The organism is Paenibacillus sp. NPDC056579 (assembly GCF_042793215.1).
Classification (GTDB): Bacteria; Bacillota; Bacilli; order Paenibacillales; family NBRC-103111; genus Paenibacillus_S.
The window spans coordinates 46,872-72,292 of sequence record NZ_JBHTVD010000017.1; the positions used below are offsets into that span (position 1 = coordinate 46,872).

The 25,421-nt window shown below is 54.4% G+C and carries 18 protein-coding genes; all 18 read right to left on the reverse strand.

All coding sequences use genetic code 11. The features are described from left to right. Window positions 1-41 precede the first annotated feature (41 nt). Window positions 42-2,570, reverse strand: coding sequence for a transglutaminase-like domain-containing protein (locus ACFQ88_RS36700; protein WP_379462610.1), 2,529 nt, complete (start codon window positions 2,568-2,570; stop codon window positions 42-44). Beyond that, window positions 2,533-3,765: a DUF58 domain-containing protein gene (locus tag ACFQ88_RS36705; protein WP_379462612.1), complete on the reverse strand. Its 1,233-nt coding sequence runs from the start codon at window positions 3,763-3,765 to the stop codon at window positions 2,533-2,535. Before ACFQ88_RS36705 ends, ACFQ88_RS36700 begins: the two co-directional genes overlap by 38 nt. A gap of 12 nt (window positions 3,766-3,777) precedes the next feature. Next, window positions 3,778-4,755 (reverse strand): AAA family ATPase, encoded by a 978-nt coding sequence (locus tag ACFQ88_RS36710; protein ID WP_379462614.1) that lies wholly within the window; start codon window positions 4,753-4,755, stop codon window positions 3,778-3,780. Between the two features lie 137 nt (window positions 4,756-4,892). Next, window positions 4,893-6,557: an ABC transporter substrate-binding protein gene (locus ACFQ88_RS36715; protein ID WP_379462616.1), complete on the reverse strand. Its 1,665-nt coding sequence runs from the start codon at window positions 6,555-6,557 to the stop codon at window positions 4,893-4,895. Window positions 6,558-6,585: 28 nt separating this feature from the next. Further along, entirely contained in the window at window positions 6,586-7,482 is an 897-nt protein-coding gene (locus tag ACFQ88_RS36720; RefSeq protein ID WP_239630073.1) for a carbohydrate ABC transporter permease, read from the reverse strand. 18 nt (window positions 7,483-7,500) lie between these two features. Next, a complete protein-coding gene (locus ACFQ88_RS36725) occupies window positions 7,501-8,421 on the reverse strand; it encodes an ABC transporter permease (RefSeq protein WP_379462619.1) in 921 nt (306 codons plus the stop codon). A 115-nt stretch (window positions 8,422-8,536) separates the two neighbouring features. After that, a complete protein-coding gene (locus tag ACFQ88_RS36730; RefSeq protein WP_239630075.1) occupies window positions 8,537-10,888 on the reverse strand; it encodes a helix-turn-helix domain-containing protein in 2,352 nt (783 codons plus the stop codon). A 90-nt stretch (window positions 10,889-10,978) separates the two neighbouring features. Further along, the gene (locus ACFQ88_RS36735; RefSeq protein WP_379462621.1) at window positions 10,979-12,163 is read right to left on the reverse strand and encodes an alpha/beta hydrolase family protein; all 1,185 of its coding nucleotides are present in this window, start codon (window positions 12,161-12,163) and stop codon (window positions 10,979-10,981) included. Window positions 12,164-12,375: 212 nt separating this feature from the next. Beyond that, entirely contained in the window at window positions 12,376-14,766 is a 2,391-nt protein-coding gene (locus ACFQ88_RS36740; protein WP_379462623.1) for a glycosyl hydrolase family 95 catalytic domain-containing protein, read from the reverse strand. A gap of 89 nt (window positions 14,767-14,855) precedes the next feature. Beyond that, a complete protein-coding gene (locus tag ACFQ88_RS36745; RefSeq protein WP_379462625.1) occupies window positions 14,856-16,163 on the reverse strand; it encodes an ABC transporter substrate-binding protein in 1,308 nt (435 codons plus the stop codon). A 96-nt stretch (window positions 16,164-16,259) separates the two neighbouring features. Continuing rightward, window positions 16,260-17,876, reverse strand: coding sequence for an extracellular solute-binding protein (locus ACFQ88_RS36750; protein ID WP_379462628.1), 1,617 nt, complete (start codon window positions 17,874-17,876; stop codon window positions 16,260-16,262). 101 nt (window positions 17,877-17,977) lie between these two features. After that, complete coding sequence (locus tag ACFQ88_RS36755) at window positions 17,978-18,844, reverse strand: carbohydrate ABC transporter permease (RefSeq protein ID WP_379462630.1); 867 nt, start codon at window positions 18,842-18,844, stop codon at window positions 17,978-17,980. Between the two features lie 51 nt (window positions 18,845-18,895). Further along, window positions 18,896-19,750, reverse strand: coding sequence for an ABC transporter permease (locus tag ACFQ88_RS36760; RefSeq protein ID WP_379462678.1), 855 nt, complete (start codon window positions 19,748-19,750; stop codon window positions 18,896-18,898). 391 nt (window positions 19,751-20,141) lie between these two features. Continuing rightward, window positions 20,142-20,516 (reverse strand): Rieske (2Fe-2S) protein, encoded by a 375-nt coding sequence (locus tag ACFQ88_RS36765; protein ID WP_239630081.1) that lies wholly within the window; start codon window positions 20,514-20,516, stop codon window positions 20,142-20,144. 4 nt (window positions 20,517-20,520) lie between these two features. Then, entirely contained in the window at window positions 20,521-21,615 is a 1,095-nt protein-coding gene (locus ACFQ88_RS36770; RefSeq protein WP_379462633.1) for an amidohydrolase family protein, read from the reverse strand. A gap of 95 nt (window positions 21,616-21,710) precedes the next feature. After that, window positions 21,711-23,228, reverse strand: a complete 1,518-nt coding sequence (locus ACFQ88_RS36775) for an extracellular solute-binding protein (RefSeq protein ID WP_379462635.1) — start codon at window positions 23,226-23,228, stop codon at window positions 21,711-21,713. Window positions 23,229-23,331: 103 nt separating this feature from the next. After that, the gene (locus tag ACFQ88_RS36780; RefSeq protein WP_379462637.1) at window positions 23,332-24,210 is read right to left on the reverse strand and encodes a carbohydrate ABC transporter permease; all 879 of its coding nucleotides are present in this window, start codon (window positions 24,208-24,210) and stop codon (window positions 23,332-23,334) included. A 41-nt stretch (window positions 24,211-24,251) separates the two neighbouring features. Beyond that, the gene (locus ACFQ88_RS36785; RefSeq protein WP_379462639.1) at window positions 24,252-25,232 is read right to left on the reverse strand and encodes an ABC transporter permease; all 981 of its coding nucleotides are present in this window, start codon (window positions 25,230-25,232) and stop codon (window positions 24,252-24,254) included. Window positions 25,233-25,421 lie beyond the last annotated feature (189 nt).

Genomic DNA, 25,421 nt, shown 5'->3' on the forward strand with positions numbered 1-25,421 from the left:
CCGGACGAAGAAAAAAGCCCGCAAGCCGGGGCCATCCGGCATTACAGGCTTTTTCGAATATCCGCCCAAGCTTCATAAAGCTGGCGGCTTGTAACCGCGGCGGACCCGCCATGGTATTTGAGCGCTTCACGAAGCCGGACAAACCGCAGCAGCGATTGTCTCTGCTCCTCCGTCGCATTGGAACGGGTGAGCAAATACTCGCGCATCGTTTGTGCAGGCTCAGCCCGCCCGAAGCGGCGCTGCAGCTTGCTCCACTGACGCTCGGCCAGCCGGTGCACGGCGTGCGAGCGCATGCGCTCAAGCCCGAACAGGCGGCTTATATGCGCCTGGGAGCCCGAAGCGAAATGAATCTTCTCTCTGCTTCCCCCACGCTTGAGCTGGAGCTTTATCAACAGCCAGGCGCCGGCAGCTGTCAAAGCAGCCGCAGCTATCCACAAGGATAAAGGCAGGTACGGCGCTATCCACAACGCGCCCTTGTGCAAAACTGCGAGTCCAGCCGATGCCAGAGTGGATAAGAAGGCCGCCGTATGCAGCGCCATGAGGATAAAGCGGTTCATGGACGATTTCAAGCTGTTGTAGATGGAGGATAAGTCCCATCCATCGTCAGGTGTCTCCGCTGACGCGGCCGACGCGGCGGCAGCCGCTTCCTTGTTGGCCGACCCGTTGTAGCCAGGGGTTGGGTCGAAGGCGATCCAGCCTGTTGACGGGATGAACACCTCCACCCAGGAATGGGCGTCTTGATTGCGCACTTCGACCTGATATAGGGTATCTCGGCCGGATTCGGCCGGTTCTGCGGAAACGACCTGTCCCGGTGCGAACCCTTTGACCCAGCGGGTATGCACCCCCACAGTACGCAGCATGACCGTCATCGCGGTGGAGAAATGATCGCAATAGCCCATCCGCTGCTCGAACAAAAACTGGTCTACGAAATCCTGCCCGCCGGCAGGCGGTTTCGTTCGATCTAAATCGTAGGTATAGTGCGTTTTCAAATAAGTTTCAACCGCCTGCGCCTTATCGTAAGCCGTACTCGCGTTCGCCGTTACCGTTCGGGCCAATTCGGCCACTCTATCCGGAAGCCGGTTCGGCAGCTGTATATACTCATCACCTGGCAAACCAGTCTCAGTACCGGGCGCAGCAGACCGCCGTCCTTCCTGATCCAGTACGGTTACCTGAACCGCATAGGAAGCTAACGGATCGGCCAGCGCGGGCAGGAAGTACCGGTCGGTTTTCATATCCTTCCACACCCAATCGGGTGATACAAGCTTGCCCGTCTCGGATACAAGGGACTCCACCTCATGCAGGGAGCCTCCCACAAACAATTGGCGGAACGGCTGTTTCAAGTACACCTGCTGCGTCACGATGCCGATATGCGGTTCTTCCGGAGGGACGGAAGCAGGAACGAAGCCCTCGTTATCCATGCCCGCCCTATTTCCGTCAAGCTCCGCAGCCTGCTTCGTATCCGGCTTCGTATCCGGCACGGCAAGCACCGGTTCAGACACGGTCTGCTGCCAGCCTTGACCGGTATACGTCGATTTGGACTCCCCTCTCCAATAGGTGAGCCGGGTCGTCTTGGCGATGAATGCAACCGCATCGTCCTGGGTCAAGGGTGACCCGAGGTGCGAATCGTCGGTGCTGTATCCGGTTCGGCCTGCCGATAAGGAGGCAAGGGCGGCTCTTTCGCCGATATGCTCGGCTCCATCAAATAGCCGTTCCCATGGCGCCAATGATCCGGACCATTCCACCGTCTTGCCTTCCGTAGGATGCAATTGAGCCCCCATCCAGGCGCATATCACGAGCATTGCGGTAACAATGCAGCTGGAGGCGATCCGTTTCCAGAGGCCGGCCTGTTCCGCCCCAGCGGAATGAGCTGAAGCCGTCACCCGGCTTGCACCACCGGCGACAGCCCCGTTAGTACCCGCCGATACATCCTCCGAATAACCTGCCACCGCCTGCTTCCAACGGAGCCACCGTTCCGCCTGCAGCCAGCCCTGCAAGAGCAGACCGGCGCCAACCGCGCCCAGCAGACTGGCAGACATGTCGGTATCGAACACGATCTGCAGCGCAATCAGATACAGCATCGTCATAATGACAAACCAGAGCAGCTGCATCCGGTCTGCGACGAACGATTGCAGCACCCAGATGAAGAAGCACCATCCGGTCAAGAACAGCATCGTCCTTGTCGCGGACGAAATGTACCCGAACTGTCCCGATAGCGCATGAAGCGCATCCGACGACAGCTCGCGCAGCCACGAAGCCCACCACCCGGCCTCGGGCAGCCAATTCCCGCTGTGCAGCACCGCGGTCACAGCAAGGATGGCCGCTGCCCGCAAAGGCCAGGCGGCGGAGCCTGGCATGCGGAACATGCCGACGGCAAGGAAGAAAGCGAACGCCCCCAGGAACGGGGCGATCCGGTACACTTCCGTGACGTCGGACAGCTGCTGCAGCGGGACGAGCCATGCGCGGATCAGCCAGAACAGCAGCAGCGCGTAGCCGATGCGCAGCGGCCACGGCTGCTCCGGCTCCGCCGGAAGCTTATGCGCCGGCGGCGGCACGGTTGGCTTCTTCGCCATGGCCCTCACCTCCTGCGGCGGCGCGGCGTCCGGACGCGCTGACCGCCGTAAACCGGCAGCCTGCGGCCTCCGCCCGCTGCCGCCATTGCTCTGCCGCGTCGGCTGCGGCGCCCTTGCCGTGCACATACACCACGTGCACCTCGCGCCCTCTCAGCCGGTACAGCAGGCGCAGCAGCTGCTCATCCGGCTGCGCCGTAACGACGGCTACGCCCGCCCCGGGGCCGGCCTGCTGCGCTTCGCGCTGCACGCTGGCCGCAAAGGGCAGGTCGCCGTCGCAAGGCAGCTGCGCGAGCAGCTCCAGCAGCTCCGTGAAGCGCTCGCCGCCCCGCGCTTCCGCCGCTTGCCCTTGTCGGTCCGACGCGGCGAGGCGCACGCGCAGGCCCAGCTGCAGCCCGCGCTGGGCAATGCCTGCCGCGGCCTCGACGGCCGTGGCGAACGCCGCTGCGTTCGCTACGCCCTTGGCCGCGTCGAGACAGACGATCAGCCGGTCGAACCCGGGCTGCTCGGTCTCCTTCGCGCGCAGCGTGCCCGTACGCGCGGTGGAGCGCCAATGGATCCGGTTCAACGGATCCCCGGGCGCATACGGCCTCGTCCCCTGCACGAGCGGGGACGAGGCTTGCCGCTGCAGCCGAAGCTGCGGCCGGCGCGGGAGCTCCTCTCCCGCGGCAGTGGCGGCCGACGCCAGCGGCAGCGGCTTAGGCAGCACAAGCATCCGGTGCTGCCCTGCGCTTACGCTGCGGAGCCGGAGCCGCAGCAGCCCGAACGCGTCGGAGATGCCGATGCGGGTCTGCTCCAGGCTGTAAGCTCCGCGGGGCAGGCCAGGCACGTGCAGCGACGCTTGCACGGCGCCGGACATCGTCAAGCGCACCGTATCGCGCACGATGACCGACTCCCCTGTACCGGTATGGGTCCAGCGCTCCTCAACAAGCAGCCAGCCGGAAGGAAGTCTCCAGCCTCCCGGTTTGATTCGAAGCTTCATGCCGATTGCTTCTCCGCTCCAGAACCGCTGCGTCTGTGCAGGCCGTTCGATCCGCACGGCGCGGGACCAGCTCACGTACCCAACGCATAAATAAAGCAGCAGCATGCCGAGACCGTAGAAGCAAATCCATGCGGAGCGGCCTCCGTACCCTTCCGCCCAATACCAGGAGCCTGCCCAGCCTGCAAACAACAACAGCAAGGTCACTATATTGCGCATGACAGCTCCTCCTTACTGTGCCGGGGCATAGGCACGGGAAGGGATCGGAGTGGAAGCGGCGATCGATTCCATCACCGCTTCCGCCTGCCTTTGCGCCATAGCTGCTTCCGGGCTCAGCATGAGACGATGGGCTAATACCGGCACCGTCAGCTGCTTCACATCGTCGGGAATGACATAGCCCCGTCCCGACAGAAACGCTCTGCCTTGGGAAGCCCTCATTAGCGCAACCGTAGCGCGGGGACTCGCTCCCAGAGCGATGTCCGGATGGCTTCGGGTCGCGGCCGTAAGCTGCACGATATAGCTCTTGACGGCATCGTCCACGTGGACGCGGGACGCTTCCTTTTGCAGCAATACGAATTCCTCGGGCAGCAGCAGCGGACGAAGCTGGTCAACCGGAGGCCGGGACTCCACCCGGTTCAGCAGCTCCTGCTCCTCCATGGCATTAGGGTAACCAAGACTCAGCTTCATCAGGAAGCGGTCCAGCTGCGCCTCCGGCAGCACGAACGTTCCTTCGAAGTCGAACGGATTTTGCGTAGCCAGCAGAAAAAACGGCTCCGGCAGCGGGTACGTCTGCCCGTCTACCGTAATCCGTTTCTCCTCCATTGCTTCGAGCATCGCCGATTGTGTTCGCGGCGTCGCCCGGTTCAACTCGTCAGCCAGCACCAGATTGGCCATCAAAGGCCCGGGACGAAATTCGAACTGCGCCGTCTGCTGATTGAATATGCTGCTGCCCGTCAAATCCGACGGCAGCAAATCCGGCGTGCATTGAATCCGCTTGAAGCTGCCGTCGATGGTGCGAGCCAGCGCTCGAACCATCATCGTCTTCCCGACTCCGGGCACATCCTCCAGCAGCACATGCCCTCCGCACAATAAGGCGATCAGCAGCTTTTCTATGACATCCCGTTTACCGATAATGACTTTTTCCATTTGATAGATTACCCGCTCCAGTACGGCCTGCGGCGGATCGAAGAAAGATGAATGCACCTGCATCGCGAAATACCTCCTCAATAGATTTACACTCTATTGACTCTAGTATTTCCAAACCGTCCGGTCTTTAGACGGTTCCTGCACATTCCAGCCGGATGTTCCCCGCCGCAGAGCCGATTAGCGCCGTTAAATCCCTCGGGTTACTTCTTCTTATGCTTCGAATCGTAAGCGTCCTGATAGATTTGCAAATATTTTTTCAAATTCATATTTTCCAGCGTTTTAATATAGTTGTCCCAGCCCTTGTCGATATCCATATCTCCGATAATGAAACGGGCCGTCATCTGATTGATGTAATCGCCGATCGTCTTGGACAAATCCGCGATTTCGGCCGATTGCTCCTGGGAGAAGAAGAGCGGAGGCACGACGTTCTCCAGCTTTTGGGCGTACGGCTCGTACTTGGTTTTCGTTTCCTTGTACAGCAGCACTTCCTGATCGGAATCGAGCGCTTTGTCCTCGCGGGCTTGACTGAGTCGCATTTCGCTGTTGCGGAACGACGGGCCGGTCTGCTGCCAATGGACGTTTTGCGGGAACGCCAAATGCGTCAGCTGCTTCCACTTGGCCGGATTGCCGTCAATCCCTATCAATCCCGGCTTGGCGACCTCCCAATCGCGGTCCTGCACGCCGACCAGGCTGCGCATCGAAATATCATAGGCGTACATAGCGTCCGCCCAACGTACTGCAACCTCCGGATACTTGGCCGCCTTGGTCACGATGAACTCCCCGAATTTATGCCCGCCATACGGGAACAGCGCAGTAGTACGGACTCCTTGCGGACCCTTTAACGGCGGTACGGCGACATAATCCTTCCACCGTTCCAGCTCCAGCGAGGTCAATCCTGCAGGCGACAGCATCGGCATCGCTCCTACAATAACGGCGTCCGGGTTCGTGCCGAGCTTTTTCAGCTGATTCGAGTCCTGGGTGAACGTCTCGGGAGCGATCAGCTTCTCCTCGTACAGCTTATGGATATATTTCAGCCCTTCCTTCCACTCTGGCTTGTTGTACACGACATCGATTTTGCCGTTTTGCAGCACCATCCGTTCGCTCATATCGTCTACGATAAAGGCGGACATGAGAAAGCCGTCGATCTGGATTTTGCCGCTCGCGTTGTTAGCGCTCACTAGCGGAATTTCGTCCTGCTTGCCGTTCCCGTTCGGATCCTTCTCCTTGAACGCCTTCAGCACTTGATAAAATTCCTCCGTAGTTGTCGGAACCTGCAGGCCGAGCTTATCGAGCCACGGCTTGTATATCCACATTTTTCTCGAAATCGTACAATGGAAGCAGTCGTTGATATGCGGCATATCGTATATATTTCCGTCCGGTGCCGTTACCGCCTCTTTAATAAACGGCATTTTCTCCCATATTTTCTTCGTCTCGATACCATACTTCTCGATATATCCGTTCAGCGGAAGAAAGACGCCCTGCTTGCCGTAATTCATCTGCTGTGCAGGGGAAACGGCCATATCCATGATGACGTCCGGGTAGTCTCCGCTCGCCAGCATCAGGTTCAGCTTATCCTGAAAGCCCTTCTCCGGCGCGACCTCCCATTCCACATGCACGTTCGTTTTATCCTCGTACCATTTGGTAAATTCATTCGTCGTAAAGTCGACGACGCTTCCGTTGCCCCGCACGAGCACCTTTACATTCACCTTATCCTTAACGATGGGGAACGTCCCTGCCGGGGTGACCACAGGCGTTTTGTCATCGGATGCCGTTCCCGGATTCGCCTCTTCCTTGGCCGTACATGCCGTCAACAGCAGCGTGGCGCACAGAACCGTACTTAGCAGCGAGCCTACGATATTTCGCAAAATAGAACCCTCCCTCGAATGGTTGCCCTTACCCTTTCAATGAGCCGATCATAACGCCTTTTACAAAATGCTTCTGCACAAACGGATACACGATCATCAGCGGAAGCGTGGCGATCACGATCAACGAATATTTGAGCAGCTCCCGCAGTCCTTCTCTGGCCGCCGCATCCTTCACGTCTACGATCATATCGCTGCTGATGTCGTTTTGGACCAGCACATCTCGCAGCACCAGCTGGAGCGGAAACAAGCTCTGGCTTTTCAAATAAATCAAAGCATTGAAGAACGCGTTCCAATGGCCGACGGCGTAAAACAGCGCATTGACCGCAATGATCGGTCCGGACAGCGCCAACACGACCTTCCAGACGAACTTGAAATCGTTGCAGCCGTCCAGCTGCGCCGCCTCCAGCAGTTCCGTAGGTATCGTCGTCTGAAAATACGTACGGGTAATAATCATATTCCATACTGACAGCGCACCGGGCAAAATCATCGCCCACGACGAATTTAACAGCCCCAGCTCCTTCACCAGCAGGTAGCTCGGAATCATCCCTCCGGAGAACAGCATCGTAAAGACGAACAGCAGCATGATGCCGTTTTTGCCGAATAAATCGGACCTGGACAAAGGATACGCCGCCAAGATCGTCACGACGACGTTCAATGCGGTTCCCGCCACCGTATAGTAGACGGAGTTCCAGAAGCCCGACCAAATCAGCTTGTGCTTGAACACCGCCTCATAGCCTGACAGCGTGAAATCGACGGGCCAAATCCACACCTTCCCGGAAACGACCGCCTGCGGCGAGCTGAAAGAAGCGCTTACAATAAACAGAACAGGATATAGAATCGTCAGCAGGAACAACGTCAGCACCGTATAATTCGTTATCGAAAACAGCCGGTCGCTTCTTGAATCCCGCACCGTATTTCGTTTCACCTTGAAGCCCCCCTTAAGCTACCATAGACTCGACTGCTTCGCCCGCCGTGCGATACTGTTGACGAACAGCAGCAGCAGCAGGTTAATGACCGATTTGAACAGGCCTATCGCCGAGGAATACGAGAAATCAAGCGCAGGGGATGCCAGACCGATCTTGTACACATAGGTGTCGATAACTTGTGAAGCCGTTTGGTTCAGCGGGTTTTGCATCAGCAATATTTTCTCGAACCCGGTATCAAGCATATTTCCTGCATTCAGGATCAGCAAAATGACGGCAATCGGCATAATGCCGGGCAGGTCGATATGCCGCATCCTCTGCAGCTTGGTCGCTCCATCCACGACAGCAGCCTCATGCAGAGCCGGATCGATACCCGCCAGCGCAGCCAAATAAATAATGCAGCTGAAGCCGACGTTCTGCCATATCCCCGACCATACATAAATGTGCGGGAAATAATCGGCATTGGCCATGAAGTTGACCGGCTCGAAGCCCAGAAGCTTAATGGCATTGTTCACGATGCCGGAACTCGGCGACAGGATCTGCAATATAATGCCTACCATGACCACGATCGAGAAAAAATGCGGCGCATACGTCAGCATCTGCGCGGTATTCTTGAACTTTTTGTTGCCCACGTAGTTGAAGCATAAAGCCAGTAAGATCGGAACGGGAAATCCGGCGATCATGCTGTAAAAGCTGAGCACGATCGTATTGCGCATAATGGCTGCGAAATCGTAAGAGTGAAAAAACCGGCTGAAATGCTTCAGCCCTACCCAATCGCTTCCCCAGACCCCTTTGGTTACGGAATAATTCTGGAAAGAAATCAGCGCCCCGTACATCGGCACATACTTGAACAAGACGATGTACAGGATCGGCACGAGCAGCAGCACGTACAGCTGCCAGCTTCGTTTAAGCCTGGCTGTCGACGACGAAGCCGCCTGCATAACTCACTCACCTCCTTTTGTTACCATCAAACCACATTTCCGGGAACATACAATTGGAAATGTTTATTGGAGTGTGCAATGGTTAGGCAAACGGATTATTCCTTTTTTAAGCGAGTTAGCTTTTCTTAATCCCGGCCGTGCCGGAGCCGCTGAGCCGCGCCGTTGTGCGCCGAAAGCTGGTCGCGCTGACGCCGTTCAATCGCTTGAACGCCCGGCAAAATGTATTGAGCGAATTGTAGCCGACACGTCCGGCAATTTGCTGAATCGGCAGCTCGGTCTCCGCCAGCATCGTCTTGGCGTGGTCCATGCGGATCTGCTCCACATAATCGGAGAAATTGATGCCGACATGCTCCTTGAAAAATTGCGACAAGTATACCTCCGACATGCCGAATCGGGACGATACCGTGGTCAGGCTCAGGTCCGGCTGCATGTACGCCGTCTGAATGTGAGCCGTCATGTCTGCGCTTAATTCGGTATGCTGGCTTCTCAACCGTTCCTTCACAGCGTCGCACACCAGGCCGTACGCTTCCAGAAGCGCGTCGAACTGCTCCTGTACGCTATGATTCCGAAATACGACGGACGTTTCCATCGCTGCGCCCTGAATGCCTCCCGCCACGTGGTCCAGCAGCTTCGCAATTGTCGCCCACAATTCATATACAAACAGCTGCTGCATCGTTAAGGTCAGCTGTCTATCCTTGAAATTCACCGCATACAGCTCCTCGAGCATTCGGAGCGTCTCGCGCTTCTCCCCCGCCATCACCAAATGAATGATTCGCTGCTCGACATCGGATGGATAATAAAAGCTGTTGCTCGTGACCGGCAGCTCGTCGTAGCGGATGATTGTATCCGGTCTTCGCTGCATTTTATAGGTTAACGCAAATTTGGCTTCCTCAAAGGAACGGGCAATATTCATCACGCCGTCGTATTCATTGCCGACACCGAATACCACCTTATATTGAAGCTGTTGATCGAGCTCGTCGCTTATGGATTGCAGCAGGCTGCCGATAAACTTCACGGTTTGTCCTGTGTTTGCAGGAAGAGAGTCGGAAACATGGCCGTGAAACAGCAGGACGATTTTATCCTGCTCGATATCGTGAAGGTAGCCGCTTCCACCTAGCCTCAGCTGAATAGCTTCCTTAACGACGACGCGCATCATATCGAGCTTCTCTAGCACGACCGGATGATATTCTTCGCCGTATCCTCCCAAATCGGCGATGGCGACGCGGAATCGGCTGCCGTTCCATTGCAGCCCGATATGGCGGGAGACCGCCTCCATCGCCTGCCGGTTCATCAGCTCCCCCCTCATCATTCGCTCGAATAAGGCTGCCTTCAAAAAAGGGAGCTGCTCCTTGTAATCGGCCTGCAGCTTCTCGTTGTTCGCCGCCAAAGCCGCGAAGCTGTTCTGGATATACCTGTACGCATCCTTCTCCTGCTCCTGGTCGGATTCGTTGTCCCCGCCGAATCGTTCCCGGATGCCGTTCACAATCCGCTTCAGCGGCTTGCTGTTTCTTAACGCCATAAAGTAAGCGGTTACAATTCCAGCCAGCAATGACAGAGCCAGCACTACGTAGATGTCTCTTTTTAAATAATGCACCTTTTCCAGCACAATAGCGGCCGGCTGCGCAACGACATATTTCCAGCCGTTATCCGAGGTAATGTACGTTATCATCCGGTTCCCGTTGCTCGCATCAGGGAGGAGTACTCCATTAGGCTCGCGGCCGTCGAATCCGATCGGGGTTACGGGTTCCGAGCCGGAGGATACCGAGCTGATGATCTGGTTGTGCTCATTGGCTATATAAGCCCAGCCGCCGCCCGAGAGGTTCAATCCTTTTAGCAGCTTTTGAATATTATCGTTATCGATCAAGACCACGATGCTGCCGTTATGATGGTCCGGAAATCCGAGCGACTGAATATAAGTGACGACACGGTACGTTTTGCCGCCTTTCGTGATGGCAGCCGCCGGAAGGATATGCTTGTCATAGTAGCGGCTGAAGAACAGCTCGGTCCACTGGCTGTAGCTCTGCCCCGCATAAGAGAGATATTGATCGTAAAATTCGGAAAACCGGTACGTCATGTTCGGCCGCATGGCCAGTTCGCTTCTTTTGAAAAAAATAAAGTATTCCAGCAAAAAGTTGTTGGACAGCGAATAGTCGTAAAGGCCGAGCCTCGTATCCAATATGCGCGAAGGAGTGACCCCCTCGAACGGATCCTCCACGTATTGGAACTGAATCACCTTGGAATTGGCTTGAAGCTGTCTTACGATCATGTCGATTTCGGAAAACCGCTGGTTCAATATTTGGCTGCTCTGCTGCAGCAGCGTCCGGTTCGCCTTGACGACTTCGTCCTCGACGACGCGGACGGTATTCGTATAATTAATGACGCTAATCGTCAAAGGAATTAACAAAATGACAAGGTAAGGAATTAAAAAGGTTCTGAATATCCGATCCCCCCGCGTCCTTTTCTTCACGTCGATCTCCCCTTAGCATCGTGGATTAACGCAAATCGGGGTGCACGAAAGCACCCCTTGCAAGACCTGTATGCCGCTATTGCCGGTCGCTTACGGCAGCCGGCGAATGTCCGAGCAAACGACGCCGTCCCGTTCATCCGTAATTAGGACAAAATAAGCTTGTGCACCGTCCGGTATGACCGCCGTTATCTCTTGAGAATCGCGGTCGATCGTAACCTCCGCGGTCTTCCAATTCATTGCGAACCAATCGGACGTGTCCGTTGCGTACCTCAGCTCCGCCTGCCGGACGGCGGTATCGCCTGAGTAGCTAACGGCTGCAGTGTTACCGTTCGTCTGCAGCGGAGACACGTGCAGGAGAGGCTCGGTTCCCTTCGTCATTTGATCGGCGAACCGGTAAATCTCCTTTGGCTGCCAGCCTTTGACATGGGAATGTCCCAGGCCGAACTGGATGCTCAGCAGTGACTCGCTTCGGCGGCTGCGAGCCGTCTCGAACGATTTGCTGAACAGGTTGAGAGGAAAATGTGCGTCGGCGTCGCCGTTTACCCACAGCATGGGCATCGTCACGTTCGGCAAGTGGGCCGACGGGTCCCACAGCCGCTTAATGTTCTCCGAATCCGCTTCGGGCATGCGAGCGAAGCCTTCGCCGTACCGGTTCGTCGCCTCGTACAGGTAGCCGCACCCGTAGACGGGTATCGCGAAGGAGAACCGGCTGTCGACGCCGGATACGATGCTTGTAACGATACCGCCCCAAGAAATGCCGTTGATGCCTACACGGCTTGCATCCACCTGCGGCAGCGAGCGAATGAACGAGTGCGCCTTGATAACAGCGGCGACCGCGTGGTACATCCACTGCTCCTCTACCGGCTGCGCATAGTCTTCGAACTCGCCCTGCCGTGATGGACCGCTCCATGCATGCTGGGGCCGCTTGCCCTCGCTATCCTTCTCCAGAGGCAGGTGTCCCTCCAAATCCATAGCAATGGCCGCATAGCCCCGATCCGTCCAGATGCGTACCCACTCGTGAAACGCGGTCCCTCCTCCGCCATGAACAAGCACCATCGCAGGGACCGGTGCAGCCGGATCGGCCTCCTCAGGCAGCGCATAATATGCAAACACCCGGGTCGGCTTTCCTTGATAAGGCAAGCCATCATAATAGACGGCTTCGATATTGCCTTGGTCCATCTCCGGAATGCGAACAATTTGAAGAGCTGCCGATAGCTCCGCCATATTCCATGGATGAGGCAAAGGGTTGGTAAATGGGCTTGTAAGGCTGGACAAAGCTTATTCCTCCTCTTTAACAATACGATCCGTTTTAGAAAATTATAGCAGGGGGCCTTGTTTAAATCTATGTTAACGTTAACAATTTGGAGGATAAAAAAGCTGCAATGTTCCCATGGCTGCATCGCTGACCAACGGCTTCTGCCGGCTATCGCACCCAACCGGATCGCCGCTTAAATATAGAAAAGGGGGCGCCCGCCCCCTCACTAATGCTACATCTTCAGCTCCAGCTTGAGCGGAACTCCCTCTTCCAAATGAATGCCGACGATCCGGTTTCCATCGCACCGCAGTCCTTCCACAGGAGATACCGGACGCGGGAATTGCAGCGTCACGTCCTGGCTTCGGCTGCGCGAGAGCAGCTCCAGCTGAACCGTGCCCGCATCTTGATCCCAAGCGATCGTCACTTCAACAGCACCTCTGGCGAGCAGCGGGCCTGCCTGTCCTTTTCTCCACTTGGTCGGCAGAGCCGGCAGGATGCGGAGCGTACCGTTCAGCGAGAACAGCAGCATCTCCTGCACGGCTGCCGTCCAGCCCATATTCGCATCGATCTGGAACGGTGCCCAGTCCGCATCTACGCCGACGCCCATTTTGCGCCAATCGTTATGGAACGTATAGAAATTGTTAATGACGCAGGTTCGGCTCAGCAAATCCAGACATTCCAGCGCCAAATCCCCTTCGCCCATCCGCGCGTAATGATTGGACATATGAGCAAGCGACCAGCCGGTCTGCTCCTTCAGCCCGATTACCAGCCGTTTCTTGGCGGCGGTGACGAATGCCTCGAACAGCTCGGGATCGTTCTCCCTTGTTACTTCCGTACCCGGGAATACCGGATAAATGTGCGATTGATGGCGGTGATGGTAATTATCCGTAAAATCAGGATGCATCCATTCGCTGACAGCCCCGTCCTCGTTAATTCGGTAAGGCGGGATGCGCTTCAGCATCGCCTTCCATTTCTCTATCTCCTCTTCATAGACACCGGCAATCTCCGCTCCTTCGATCAAATGAGCGAGCACCTCCTTCGCAATGGCGAAGTCCATCGTGCTGTTGATCGCCGTCTCGGTCAGCGGCTTCTTGCCCGGCCCTTGCATATAATTGCCCGGCGCGTTCTCCGGTGAATTCGACGGGCAGCTGACATAATAGCCGTCCTCGTCTTCGATGAAGAAGTCCTCGTAGAACAACGCTGTTTCTCTCAGGAACGGCAGCGCCCGCTCCCGCAAAAACTGCTCGTCGCGAGTGTACAGGTAATAATCGTAGTAATGCTGGGCAATCCAGCCCGCCGCTCCGGTCCAATGAATAATATGCGGCGCTTTATGCTTCAGCAAACCTGTATCCGGCGAGGTCGGAGCCGGAATGTAGATACCGCGGCAGCCATACAGCCGCTTCGCATTAGTCCGGAAATCGTCGATCAGCCGGTCGAAGTAATCGAACATGGCCAGGAGCAGCTCCGGCATATTGCCCGAGAGCGCCTGCCAATAAATCATCTGGATGTTCTCGTTGGACATGTTGAACGCCCACATGCCCTCATATTCTCCGCACCATAAGCCGTACAAGTGGCACGGCTGCCCGCCGTCGCGGGAGCTGGAAATGAGCAGATAGCGGCCGTAGGCCCACATTTTCTCCGTCATTTCGAGCGATGCCTCTCCGCGGTAGGCGTCGAGCAGCAGCTCCTCGTTCGAGCGGTCGTAGCCGTCCGCCTGGAGGTCCAGCGTCGAAGCGCGGAACAGCCGTCCGTGCTCCGTCACGTGTGCTGCGAGCAGCTCGTCGTATTGGAGCTGCTTGCCGGCCAGCTCGTTGCGGAGCCGCTCCCATTCCGCTGCGCGTTCGCCGCGGACGAACGGCTGGATCACTACGAGCACGCTCTGCGCGCCGCTCACCTTCAGCCGTCCGTCGACGGTTTCGAGCACGCCGCCTTGAGGGATTACCCGAGCGACGGCACCGAAATCGGATTCGTCGTCGTTTTCCGCCGCATACAGGAGCAGGTCTCCCTCCGCGATCAGCTCGACCTTCTCCGGCAGTGTCGCCGAGCGGCGAATATCCTTCGGATCGTGCAGCTCGAGGCCGAACGTCGCTTGAATCGGATCGGGACCTTCGGCGCGAATCTCGAATACGATCCAGTCCGCCGGCCGCGACACGAACACCGCCCGTTCATACCGGGTAGGGCCGTCCGACCACGATACCGTCACTTCTCCGGTTTCCATGTTCAGCTCCCGCTGGTAAGCCTTGAATCCATGCGGGGAAGGCATGATGACCTTGAAATCGGCCAGCGGGAGCGGCCATGCCATCTTCGGCTTGTAGCCCCGCTCCTCCAGCGTATCCGCCATGATACGGTTCGCCTTCGGGGCGTCGCCGCCTAACAGCAGGCTGCGCACCTCCGGCAGCTTGTCGCTAATATCCGGCAGATCGGGAGTTTGGCTGCCCCGCCACAGCTCCTCATGCGTCAGCATGATCGTTTCCTCGTATACGCTGCCGTATACGGCGGCGCCTATTTTTCCGTTGCCGGAAGGCAGAGCCTCCCGCCACTTCGCTCCCCACCAGGAGGAAGGGTAACGCAGTATCAGCTTGTTTTTGTTGTCCTCAGTCGGTTTCTCTCCAGTTATATTCATCCTCATCGTCCTCTCCTTGCGTCTATTAAGAAAATTCAGGGCGAAATAGGACCCGCTTTACAGGCGGGTCCTATTTGCCATGGCCGTAACTACTGCTGCTTGCGCTGCTCCTCGATCGACTTGTTAATCAATTCCTCGGCTTCGCGCAAAGCCGTATTGACATCCGCCTGGCCTGTTGCATATTTCTTGAACTGGGCGCGCAGGATGCCGAACGCTGCCGCATCGTATTTCGTAATCGACGAGAACGGCTTGGCATTTTTGTTTTTAATGAACGCTTCGCGGTTTTTGCCCTTCAGCACCTCGATATCCAGTCCGAAGTCCTTGTTAATGTCCGCATTCGTAAGTACCGCCGCGTTGCCGTTGCGGGCAATGAGCCGCTGGGCATCTTCGGTCAGCATGGCGCTAAGAGCCAGGAACGCCTGATCCTTATGCTTGGACGTCGTCGAAATCATCCGTCCCCCGCCCTCGAACTGAACGCCGGTTGCCAGTGCCTCCGGGAAGCTCGGAAGACTGACGACATCGTAGTTTAAACCGTTTTTGACCGCTTCCGGCATCGATGAGAAGAAGGAGCTTGTGGAATACATCGCGAGCGTCTTGTCTTTGGAGAACAAGTTCAGCCCTTTGCCGTAAGTCGTTGCATCCACTTCGTTTCCGGTTATTGAATAAAACCGCGCCCAATTCTCAAACATCTTCTTCCATTCGGCGTTGTTCACGATCGCTTTCTCGGTTTTCTCGTCGATGATTGGAACGGATAACTGATTGTACTGAATTTGGAACGCATCCTGGAAGTCGTAACCGCGGTAGGCTATGCCTCCGTCCGTTCTCGTTACCTTTTTGGCAAGCTCGTATACCTGATCCCAAGTCATGCCGTCTGTAGGGTACGGAACGCCGAAACGGTCAAAAATGTCCTTATTGTAATACATCGTCACCACGTTGCCGGATACCGGAAGCGCATACAATTTTCCGTCACCCGAATGCTTGCGGGCCGTATCCAGCGCAACAGGATCGATCTTGCTTGTATCGACGTTATATGTTTTCAAATACGGCGTCAAATCTTCGGCCAAGCTCAATGACTTGTACTTGCTTATGTTCGAGATGTTATCCCCCAAAATATCGGGCACCTCGCCCGAAGCGATAAGCTCGTCGATTTTTTTGCTCATGGGAACCAAGGTTATGTCAATGTGCGGATATTTCAATTTGACAGGGTTTACGATCAGCTTCTGGAACAGTTCCTCGGACATATTGCCGTAAAAGGTGAGCGTCACAGGATCGGTATTTATTTTTGCTGCTGCCGGGAGCTCTTCCTTCTTCTCCTCGCCTTTGCTTGAACAGGCTTGCGCTACAGATGCCAGCGCGACCAGCGTGGATAGCAACAATAAAGTATTCCGTTTTTTCATGGATAATCCTCCTTAATTATGAATTCATATTGGAAAAAGGAGGAGACCTCGGGCCTCCCCCTCAGGTGTCCCGTGCTAGAATGCGGATGCCGCGAACTATTTGAATTGATACAATTTATCGCGAAGCAGCGCTTTATCTTTATTGTCGGCGTACCATTTGGCATACCATTCGTCGACCTGTTTGCCCCCTGCTTTATCCCACAGAGCCTTCGCCTCGGTCACCGCCTGATCCGGAGTATATGCGGCACCGCTGACAATTGCCTTGATCCACAAATCCTCGATCTGCTTCTTGATGGTCGTATCGATCAGTTGGATATCATCCGGCGCAATCGGCATGTGCTCCCCGTGGGTAATATCCGCAATCGGACGCTCCGGAGACAAATAATATTCGTTCGCCTTTTTCAACAGGTTATAAAACTCTTTTTCCAGCGGATTGTCCTGGTTAAGCGTCTCCTCGTACTTGCCGCACTTGCCTTCCAGTGCCGGGGAGAACAGCATGCGGAAGTCGCCCGCGTAAGACAGCTGCTTCTCCTTCTCCTTGTCGACAAATACCGGACAGCCGTTGCTTCCCTGTTTAAAATGAGTGCCTTCCATACCGTATTTCAGCGTTTTTCCGGTTGCCTCCGACGAAATGAAGTCGATATATTTCATGATCGCTTCAGGATTTTTCGCCTCAGTGTTAATGACTGCCGTCACCTGCACCGGATTGTTAATAGTAGGACTGAATTGGCCGTACGGGCTCTTCGGCAGCGGGATGACGGCGACTTCGGCATTCGGATTGTTCTTCTTCAGCGACTCGTATATTTGCAGCCATGCTGCGCCTGTCGTTTGTCCGCCCCACATGCCAAGCTTACCGTTGACCCAGTCCTGCTGCGCTTTTTGCCCGCTCTTATCGGTCAAATAATCCTTATCTACGATGCCTTCGTCATAGAGCCGCTTCTTAAACACCACAGCCGCTCGCGCACGCTCCCAGTCATGAATGAGCTTGCCATCCTCGATAACCCACCTTACGTTTTGGAACATGGCATTAATAATCTGGTTGCTTATAAATGCGAGGGAGGCGCCGTACGTATCTTTTTTGCCGTTGCCATCCGGGTCCTGCTCGGCAAATGCCTTCACAACCTTGTACAAATCGTCCGTCGTCTGAGGCGTATCCAGCTTCAGCTTTTTCAGCCAATCCGCCCGGATGAACAGCGCGTGGTTCGTCTGCAGGCCGTTTATGACGCCGAAGCCGTACATTTTGCCGTCAGGCATAGTCGATACTTCCTTGAGTACCGGGTATTTCTCCAAGAGTCCCTTGTACGTTGTGCTGTACTTGGCGATCAGGTCATCGACCGGCTTGATTTGTTTTTGGGCATACAGCTGACCGCGAAACACGTTGGAAAAATCAAAGATGAGATCGGGCGCGCTGCCGGAAGCAAACAAGGTCGTCAGCTTGGCCGCCGCATCGTTGCGGGGAATCGCCATAAACTTCACGTTGACCGGTCCGTTGGTATTGATCCACTCGGTCCAGCGGTTTTTCTCTATCGTCCCTTCCTCCTGCGGCACGAGGCCGCGGTCGTACACGGTTGCGCTGATCTCGGGCTTTTTCCCGGACGATTCCTTCCCCTTGGCATCGTCAGTGGAGCTTGCGCAGCCTGCAAGTACCGCCGTTGCTGCGAGCAGCACAGCCGAACCGGCGTGCATCCATTTCATTACTCTTGTTCTGGTCATCTTTTACGTGCCCCTCCATTGTTCAAACCTCATACTTGTTGAGTATGCCCCTCCCGGAAAGGAATCGGCGGCATCACTCCCTTCCAGAATGATGATGGCCGCTATCCTTTGATAGCTCCGATGAGTACGCCTTTGACGAAATACTTTTGCAGAAAAGGATACACCATCAGCATGGGAACGACCAAAACGACGATCCCTGCGGTTTTGATCCCTTCCGGCGTTATAGAAGCCTGCATATCGCTGGCGTTCATTTCCTGCATCAGCGACTGGCTTTGGATCATCTGCTGCACCAGCACCGTTAAATTATACTTGTCCGTCTGATTAATATAAATCAAGAGCGAGAAGAAGGCGTTCCAGTAACCTACCGCGTAAAATACGGACAGTGTCGCGATAACCGGCAGCGAGAGCGGCAATATAATCTGCAGCAAAAATCTCCATTCGCCGCAGCCGTCCATACGGGCGGCATCGTCCAGCTCCTCCGGGATCCCATCGAAATACGTCCGCATGACGAGCATATTGAATGTGCTGATCAGCCCCGGAAGCCACAAGGCGCCGTAAGTATTGATCAAGCCCAGCGACTTCAGCAGCAAATACGTGGGAATGAGGCCTCCGCTGAACAGCATCGTGAAGACGGTGGCCATCGTAAAGAAACGGCGGCAGTAAAAATAGCTTCGCGACAGCGGATAAGCGGCGAGCACGGTGAACACCATGCTGAGCACAACACCGACGACGGTGATGATGACGCTGTTTTGGAGCGCATGAACGATTTTCGAGCCACGGAACAGCAGCTCGTACGATTCCAGTGTCCACCCCCGCGGCCATAAGGTGACCAGACCTGAGGTGACGGCGTGCGGGCTGCTTAACGATACGGACAGCACGTGCACCATCGGAAGCAGACAGGTGACCGCCGCCAGGACAAGAATAAAGCCGGTAATACCGTGGTACAGTCTTTCTCCTGATGTTCTCATTCTTACCTCCTGAGCTCCTGCAACGTGCTTTGTGAACGGTTGAACGGCAGCTTACCAGATGCCTCTATTGAACTTGCGGGCAACGGCATTCGCCGAAACGACGAGAATGAACCCTACGACCGATTCGAACAGCCCCATTGCGCTCGTCAGGCTGAACTGCCCCTTTTGCAGGCCAATCGTGTAAATGTACGTGCTGATAACCTCCGCCACACCGGATACGACGGAATTTTGCAGCGTGTATACCTGGTCGAAGCCGACCTCCATCACTTTGCCCATAGAGAGGATCAGCATGAGCACGATGGTCGGCGCGATGCCCGGCAGCGTCACGTGCCACAGCTGCTTCCACTTCCCGGCTCCGTCTATACTGGCCGCCTCATAGAGGCTCGTATCGATAGAAGACAACGCAGCCAGATACACGATGGCGCTGAAGCCTGCTTCCTTCCATATGCCGGACCCTACGAAGATAACGAGCCAGGACGTCTCATTGTATAGAAACGGGAACGTGTTCCCGGTCCACTGCCGAATCCAGTGATTGATGACTCCCGACTCCTGAGAGAAGATCGTCACGACGATGCCGCCGACGATGACCCATGACAGAAAATGAGGCAAAAAGATCAATGTCTGCACCGTCTTTTTAAACCATAGCTTTCTTACCTCGTTCAGCATGATAGCCAGCATAATCGGGAACGGAAATCCGACGATAATGTTCAGCAAGCTCAGGATCAGCGTATTGCGGATGATGAGCAGCGAATTCGGATTGCTGAACAGCAGGCGAAAATGCTTCAACCCGACCCACGGGCTTCCGAATATGCCGTCGGCAAAGTTATAGCTTTTGAATGCGACGATGACCCCGGCCATAGGAGCGTATTTGAAAATAACGTAGAAAGCGATGACGGGTACGAACATGACGATCAGCGGGAGGTTTTGCTTTAACCTTCTTTTTCGTCTCAGCGCCAGGATGCTGCCCAATCTTCCCGCCGGCGCTTGCAGAGCGTTACTATCTAGCTGTTGCTGGCTCATGACTCACCTCGGCCTTTCGTGTGTTGAACACCAATGTAGCCGAAATAGGGCGCTGCGGCAATGGACAGTATTCCGCGAGGTTACTGAATTCCTTTTTTCCTTATACAGCGGGGCTTGGAAGGCCGATGGTCACTTTTCCGGGAGTGGTCAATTTTCCGAAAAGCATGATGCAGGGCCCGCAAATGGCGGTGTTTAGCGAGCGAAGACCTTCATCTTGCACGACAAAAAAGCCGCTTCAAGCGAAGGTTCAAATTTCGCTTGAAGCAGCTTCTTTATTTTAAATCAGCACATAAACCTGATCGCCTTCCACTTCCACCTCGTATCCGCGCAGCTTAACCGATTCGTCCGCCAAATGCCTGCCGTTTGTCAGATCGAACTCCCAACCGTGCCAAGGACAGCGTAATATCTGCTGGTCCTTGCCGTATTTGTACTCATACACCATCGATGGCAGCCGTGTACCGCAAACTTTGCCTACGCAGACCGGTGCGGCGGCATGAGGACATACATTTCTCCAGGCGTAAAAGCTGCCGTGGACGTTAAAAATACCAATCTCCATCCCCTTTACTTCCACGACTTTTCTTCCATTTTCCGCTTCCGCCAACTCTGCAACGGACGCAACCGCATATCGTGTCCTAGACTTCACTTCGCTCACCGGATTAGGCCTCCTTCCCCGCTGACGTTTCAGCCTTCGTATGCAAGCCGTACAGCTCCATGGCATTATCGGCCAGAATCTTTTGCCGCAGTTCTTTGCGGATCGGCTGCAGCGCCATCTTCGGATTGTCGAAGTCCCAGTGCGGATAGTCGGAAGAGAATAGGATGATGTTATCCGCTCCGATCATATCGAATATTTGATTCAGATGAACCGGATCGGCCGGCTCTTCGATAGGCTGCGTCGTCAGCCGGATATGCTCCTTTATATATTCCGAAGGCAGCTTTTTCAGCCATGGAACGAGATCGCGCAAGCCTTTATAGTTTTTGTCCATCCGCCACATCAGATGAGGCAGCCAGGCAATGCCGCCTTCAATAGCGACGAATTTGAGCTTCGGAAACTTTTCAAATACCCCTTCACAGACGAGACTGTTCACATGCGCCATATAGTTGATAGGCAAAATATTGTGCCATTCCAAATAGGTGGTCGGATAACCGGACGGTGTCGGAGCTCCGGCAATCCCTCTGCCTTCCGTTCCGGGATGGACGGCTACCGGCAATCCGTTGCGTTCCGCCGCTTCATAGATCGGATGGTAAAACCGCTGGCCGTACAGCATCCGCGCTCCGCTGCACATAATGACCTGCACCATATCCGGATGCTTCGCCATCCGGTCGATTTCCTTTGCCGCTGACTGGGGATCGGCATGATTAATAAGAATCGAGCCTTTATAAACCGGGCTCTCCTTCAGCCACGTTTCGACCAGCCAATCGTTGTAGGCGCTTGCCACCACATTGCCGTAATCCGGATTGGGATTCAAGGAGATGCCCAATATCCCTGACCCTGTCAAAATTCCGTAATCAATCCCGTACTTCTCAAAATGATGCTTCAGCATATGCTGAGGATCGCTTCCGGGGGTTCCTCCGCCCTCAGGTACGGCGTCTTTGCGCATAACCCCTAGTGGGGAATACCAGCCTCCCGCATAACCAGGCCCGGCGGATAGCCAATAATCATGCCATACCTTCGGCAGGAAAGGCAGCAAATCCTTGGGCTTGGCTATGGCATTGTGAACATCGGCATCGATAATATTCGGCTTGTTGCTCATCAGTTCAATTCCTCCTCGATCGGAATGACAGCTTCTAAGTACAACATCCCTGCCTGCCGAAAAATCCGACAAAGCAAGCAGGGATGCTATACATTTTATTTAGCCTTATAAGCCTCGTTTGTTTCTTGAATGATCTTCTGGAACTGCGGGTCGGTTTTCAGCTTGGCGATATATTCGTCCCAAGCCGCCATCGTTTCTTTGCCCAAGATCACTTTGATCTTCATATCCTGAACCTTTTTGTACAGATCAGGTCCGACGGTCAAGGCCGTTTGGGAAATTAACCCGTAGCCGGGGTCAGGCTTGCTGAACGCCGCTCTGTCATCGACAATCTTCTTATTGCGGTCGTAGAACTCTTTCGGAATGCCGTTATAGTACGCTCTTTGGTATTTGTCGTACATTTGGAATATTTGCAGCAGGTTGTTGGTGATGTCGGGTATATTATCCGTCTTGGCCTGCTCGGTAGCCACCTTGAAGCCATCCTTCACTGTATAGTGCTTATCGGCCAGACCAAATTGCGTAATCGTTGAAATTTCTTCGCCGTTTCCTTGATCTACGAAGGCAAGAATCTTTTTGAGCTTCGCTTCCGGTACCGTTTTCGGAATAACGTACATCCCGAATACGCCGGAATCCTTGCCGGCAAACTTCCCTTCCGGCCCCATGACGTAGGTCAAAGGATATGAATCCGCTTTCGGATCGATTTTGCGTAGGGCATCGGTGTACAACCATTGAGGGTTCAGCGCCGATCCGAATACGCCGGCTTTATTCGCCATATACATCTCTCTCGCCTGCGTCGATTTCATGACGGCAAAGTCCGGCGCGAGCACCTTCTCGTCGTAGGCTTTTTTCAGCCATTCGAGTGCCTGCTTTTGGCCGGGATCGAACAGTACCGGCGTGAGCTGGCCGTCTTTCAATTTCCATTTGCCGACCGACCCGGTAAATACGTTCTCCACCCACCCGAATGCGCCCATGCCGTCAGGATCGACGTGCCCGGTAAGTCCGAACGAATCCGCTTTTCCGTTGCCGTCAGGATCTTTTTCCGTAAAGGCTTTGGCTACCGCATAAATCTCATCCATCGTTTCCGGAACCTTCAGCCCCAGCTTATCCAACCAATCCTTGCGGACGTGGACGCCCCAGCTCCCTTCTAACGGACGAGGACGCGGGATGCCGTAGTTTTTCCCTTGGATTTTGGCGTTATCCCATATTTCTTTAGGCAAGGCGCTCAAATTTTTGTAATCTTTAATATAAGGTGTAATATCCCAGAATGCCCCTGATGCGGCCATTTGCACCACTTGCGAATCGTATACGTTGCTGACAAAGGTCAGATCGGACAAATCGCCGGAGGCAAGCGCCACCTTCGTTTTTTCATTGATGGAATTAAAAGGAACCCACGTAATATTCAGCTTCGTATTTGTTTTTTGCTCAATGGCCTGAAGCAGCTCATTGCTTGAATCTACCGCTTGTGCCCCTTGCTGGTTAGCAAAAATGGAAATTTCCGTCGGCTTATCGGACGACGCATCGCCTTGCGCCCCTGTTGCCCCTTGTCCGGAGCAAGCCGTGAGCATTGCCGGAATTACAAGCGATACCGTGCATGTTAGGGTAATCGTCTTTTTCATACCAGAACCTCCCTGCTAATTGTAATGTAACGCAGTCTAAGCCTTGTTTCAATCGAAGCCCCTTCTTGATTCTCCTTCACCGGAACCGCAAGAAGTCATCGCATCACCCCTTTATCGAGCCTACCATTACCCCTTTGGCAAAATGCTTTTGTAAAAACGGATAAACAAGCAGGATAGGAACGGTTGAGATGACAACCGCCGCCATTTTCAACGTATCGGTGGGGATAGCTATCTCACTGGACATTTGGTTCGCTATTTCGCCGGAGGACGAACTCGACGAGTCGATCAGCAGCATTTGCAGCACAACCTGCAGCGGCCTTAAATCCGCTTTGTTGATATACAAAATGGCTGAAAAAAATGTGTTCCAATACGCCACGGCGTAAAATAATCCGAAAGCCGCCAAGGACGGGAGCGAAAGCGGTAAAATGATCCTCGCGAACACTCCTATATCCGAAGCTCCGTCTATTTTACCGGCTTCCTCCAGTTCGTCAGGGATACTTTCGAAGAAACCCTTCATCAAGATCACATACCAGCCGCTTGTCAGCACAGGAATGATCAGCGACCAGATGCTGTTCATCAAGCCGAGCTCCCGTACCACCAGGTACGGAGGAATAATGCCCGGGTTGAACAAGGTCGTCATCAAAATCAGAATAAGCAGGGTCCGTCGTCCTTGCAGCCGTTTGCGGGATAGCGTATAAGCTCCGGCCGACGTTACAATCAGGCTTAACGTAGTTCCTACCACGGCCAGAAACGCACTGACTCCGGTTGCTTTGACAAACACATTGTTCGCCAGCAAATATTTATAAGAGGTCAGCGTCCATTTCTCCGGGAACAGCACAAGCCCTTTCTGCAAATACTCAACAGGCGTGGTAAAGGATACGACAAACACGTAATAAAAAGGGAACAGCATTATAAGGGCAATACCTATTAATAGTATCAATACCGTTGAATCAAACAGCTTGTCGGTTACACTACGGTTCATGCATAGCTCCTCCTACCCTTCATACATCCGAGGTGCTTGAATTAATAAACGCCTTCCTCGCCGAATTTTTTGGCCAGCCGGTTGGTTATTACTACAAGCACGACGCCTACAATCGATTTGAACAGGCCGACCGCGGTGCTGTAGCTGAACTGCGCCTGCTGAATCCCGCTGCGGTACACATACGTATCGAACACATCCGCAACGTCGGACACGGCTCCGTTCATCATCAGGTACACCTGCTCGAAGCCGACGTCCATCATATGGCCGACCCGCAAAATGAGCAAGATAATGATGACATTCCGTATCGCCGGAAGGGTGACGTGCCAGATTTGGCGAAGACGTCCGGCTCCGTCTATTTTGGCGGCCTCGTATAGCTGGGTGTCTACCGAGGCAATCGCAGCCAGGAAGATAACCGTCCCCCAGCCCGCTTCCTTCCATATGGATTGAAAGGTCAGAAGCAGCCAGAAGAAGTCCGGATTCGTCAGAAAGGCAACTTTCTCAAAGCCAAGCGCGAACAACATTTTGTTGATAACGCCTTCGGACGTGGACAACATCAGAAACGTAATCCCCGCAATCACGACCCAGGATAAAAAATGCGGCAAATAGATGATCGACTGCATCGTCCGTTTTACCCATTCAAGTCGAACCTCGTTTAACATAATGGATAGCAGAATGGGCAGCGGGAAAAACAGCAGCAAATTTAATACATTAATAGCCAGCGTATTACGAAGCAAAATAAAAAAATCTTCATTGGAAAAGAAGCGCTGAAAATGCTCCAAGCCTACCCAAGGGCTGTCCCAAAAGCCGACATAGGGCGTGTAATTTTTAAAAGCGATAAGAATCCCCCACATCGGCACGTATTTAAATACAAGGAAATACACCAGCATGGGCATTGCAATGAAATATAAATATTTGTCCCTCACCAACCCCCGCCACACGGTACGCACCCGCAGAGAACGTTTATTCTGTGAGGCCGTGCGCCACCCGCTTCGCTCCAAGGATAACCGCTCTTGTTTACTCATAGCCAATCCCCCCTCTCTTTGTTGTTCTTGGTCCCAATATAAAAGGCGCTGCCGTTTCCGGCAATTGGACTCTTATTCCTCGGCGTTTCCGGCGATTGAATTCTTATTCCTCCGTATTTCCCGGGATTGCACTTTCATTCTCGAGCCCAAAACCTATGGCTTTGCAGCGGTTGTTTGTATTAAGATAAA